Below are 2,689 nucleotides of genomic sequence, written 5' to 3'. Positions count from 1 at the left end.
AGAGCGCGACCTTGCCAAGGTCGAGGTCACGAGTTCGAGCCTCGTGTGCCGCTCCAATTTCTAACCAAAAGAAATTGCAGTGTTGAATAAAAATGCGGTACTAGTTCAGTTGCCAGAATGTTGAACGCGATTTTTCGCGCACCAACGGACGAATTACTGACTACTTTATAATGCGGTACTAGCTCAGTTGGTAGAGCGCGACCTTGCCAAGGTCGAGGTCACGAGTTCGAGCCTCGTGTACCGCTCCAATCTTTTATATCTATCAAAAATATCCCAAACAAAAAGCCATAAAAATTTCTTATTTTAAATACAATCTTTCTCTATCTAATTTCATATGCAGTGAACTACCCAGCGACTAAAGAACACTTAGTTTTCTCGCTATGCGTTCGATAAAAAATTGCGTTAAAGCCTTTAGTAATTAGCAACGATAGTTACTCGCGAAGGACAAGTTCTTTACCAATAAAGTGATGTGTTTTTACTGTGGTAATTAATGGGCATGCGGCGGGAGTGCAGTTTAAGTGTTGAAGAGGCGACTTGTTAAAACAACTCGCCCTGAATGGTTGCTACAATTCGCCTAGTACCACCGCTGTCTCGATGCTCACCTAAATAAACACCTTGCCATGTACCTAAAGCTAAATAGCCATTTGTAATAGGGATGCTTAACTCACAGCCTAAAATACTGGTTTTTATATGAGCTGGCATGTCGTCGTCACCTTCATAATCGTGACGATAATAGGGTTGGCACTGCGGAACAAATTCATTAAAGTGGCTCTCCATATCCATACGTACAGTAGGGTCGGCATTTTCATTAATGGTTAGGCTAGCTGAAGTGTGTTGAATAAATAAGTGCAGTAAACCCACCTTATAATTTGTGAGTTCGGGAATTTGAATGAGTATTTCGTTATCAATTAAATGAAAACCTCGGATACGAGGTTTTAAAGTAATGACTTTTTGTTGCCAACTCATAACTTATCGAAACTCACTTCAATATTGGCGTTACCCGCATCGCAGGTAAATGGCATGAGTATTTTTTTTCCTTGGCTTTTATGGGTAATAGTATGGTCTTTACCAGATACAACTATTGGAGTTGCCATATTAAAGTCGAAACCTTTTTGACCCAATAAATTTTTAGCGCCACCTGTAACCATATTAGTAATTTCGCCTACCATATCGGTTACTTCTTCATTTATACTATCCGGACGTTCGCCAAGCATACGCTCCATGATAGTTAGTGCTAACTGCTCATCAAAAGTTATTGAAAAAGAGCCTCGTGTTTGCGGTCCAACCATTCCGATCAGGCCTGATACATCGCCACAGGCTTTCTCATCAGTTTTAATGCGTGGCTTACCTGGCTTTAATTGTGTTTGAGCCATTGTACTTAATACATTGATTAAAGAAGATAAAAAAGGGTTGATGAACTCTACATTCATATAATTTACTCTTAAATTAGTGCTAAAAAATAGCTATATAAAATATTTATATCGCTACTAAAACTATGCAACTCTGCAAGACTCACACCTTCCATGTGCTTCTATTGTTTGCGCCGATACAACAAACCCACCTTCCGCAGCTAAGCTATTTAGCTCATGCGAAATAACGGTTGAATGCAGTTCTTTAACAAAACCACAGGTATCGCAAATTAATAACTGTACAGGATGAATATGATCAAAATGATGGCACAACATAAATGCATTAGTGCTTTCAATTTTATGAATAAAACCAAGCTCAGCCAAAAAATCTAATGCACGGTATATCGTGGCAGGTTTAGCGCCAGTTTCTGTTACTTTTAATTGCTCAAGCAAATCATACGCGCCCACACCACCTTGCGCACTTGCAAGTAAACGAAACACCTTTTCACGGATAGGTGTAAATCGCGCACCACGGTTGTCACATACTTGTTTTGCTTTACTTACGAGTGATTCTATATTCATCGTTCTCTTATCCTTATGCTACCTTGATATAATATCACACTGTATTTAAGTTGCAGTGTTTAAATTAAACGCGTTTGTTAAAGCTATTCACTAAGGCGTGTTTATCTTTAGAGGTTAAATTAATAGTAGCGAGTTTGGTTTTAGGGAGGGCAGTACTTATTATATAGTGTCGCTATTTTCCATTAATAAGCGATAACGCTTGTTTGGATATTTGCTTGTAGTAAATGAGCAAGTAAATAATACCTATGTAGTAGCCTCAGTACTATATAGTAAAATAATGAAGGCCATTAGTTTTAAACTACATTAAAAGTACATTGGCTTTCTCTAATTTCTAATTTCTAATTTCTAATTACTCAGGTTATTACTTATAAAGAATTGCATGACTTTTAGTTTTGTTTACTATTTGTGCATGCTTAATATGCGTAGCGTAATAAGCACACTTTATTTACCCAAACAATCGAGTGGTGCTTAAATTATGCACTGCTCAATACCAGCTTAGAATGTAAAACCAAGTCGAGTTACCCAAAATACAGATGGTTTAGTATTGTTTTTAATCGTTTGGTTTAAATATCAAGCGAACAGTATTTTATTTTAAGTTTTCTTTAAAAAACGCTTGCGTAAAACTGGCTGCGCCCTATAATGCGACCCTACTGAGACGGCAGACGGCAGACGGCAGACGGCAGACGGCAGACAGCAACGCTTAGCGAGGCAAGAGTCAATCAGTGAGTCGAGTAAAACTTAAATTTAGATTTTTATAA

The 2,689-nt window shown here is 38.0% G+C and carries 3 protein-coding genes and 1 tRNA gene; 1 reads left to right on the top strand and 3 read right to left on the bottom strand.

What is annotated here, in order from left to right:
- Window positions 1-172: 172 nt before the first annotated feature.
- Window positions 173-248: transfer RNA gene (locus AAEZ18_RS18160), tRNA-Gly, on the top strand.
- A 289-nt stretch (window positions 249-537) separates the two neighbouring features.
- Here AAEZ18_RS18160 and AAEZ18_RS18155 read toward each other — a convergent pair.
- The 3 genes from AAEZ18_RS18155 to AAEZ18_RS18145 all read right to left on the bottom strand — a co-directional run bounded on the left by AAEZ18_RS18155 (window position 538) and on the right by AAEZ18_RS18145 (window position 1,931).
- Window positions 538-966: a secondary thiamine-phosphate synthase enzyme YjbQ gene (locus AAEZ18_RS18155; RefSeq protein WP_089367755.1), complete on the bottom strand. Its 429-nt coding sequence runs from the start codon at window positions 964-966 to the stop codon at window positions 538-540.
- Window positions 963-1,430 (bottom strand): chemotaxis protein CheX, encoded by a 468-nt coding sequence (locus AAEZ18_RS18150; protein WP_089367756.1) that lies wholly within the window; start codon window positions 1,428-1,430, stop codon window positions 963-965. The genes AAEZ18_RS18155 and AAEZ18_RS18150 overlap by 4 nt, the downstream gene beginning before the upstream one ends.
- A 63-nt stretch (window positions 1,431-1,493) precedes the next feature.
- A complete protein-coding gene (locus AAEZ18_RS18145) occupies window positions 1,494-1,931 on the bottom strand; it encodes a transcriptional repressor (RefSeq protein ID WP_089367757.1) in 438 nt (145 codons plus the stop codon).
- Between the last annotated feature and the right edge of the window lie 758 nt (window positions 1,932-2,689).

The sequence above is a fragment of the Pseudoalteromonas sp. 19-MNA-CIBAN-0066 genome (assembly GCF_040308705.1).
GTDB lineage: Bacteria > Pseudomonadota > Gammaproteobacteria > Enterobacterales > Alteromonadaceae > Pseudoalteromonas > Pseudoalteromonas nigrifaciens.
Note: the sequence above shows the minus strand (reverse complement) of the source record. Positions and strands in the feature narration are given on the sequence as shown.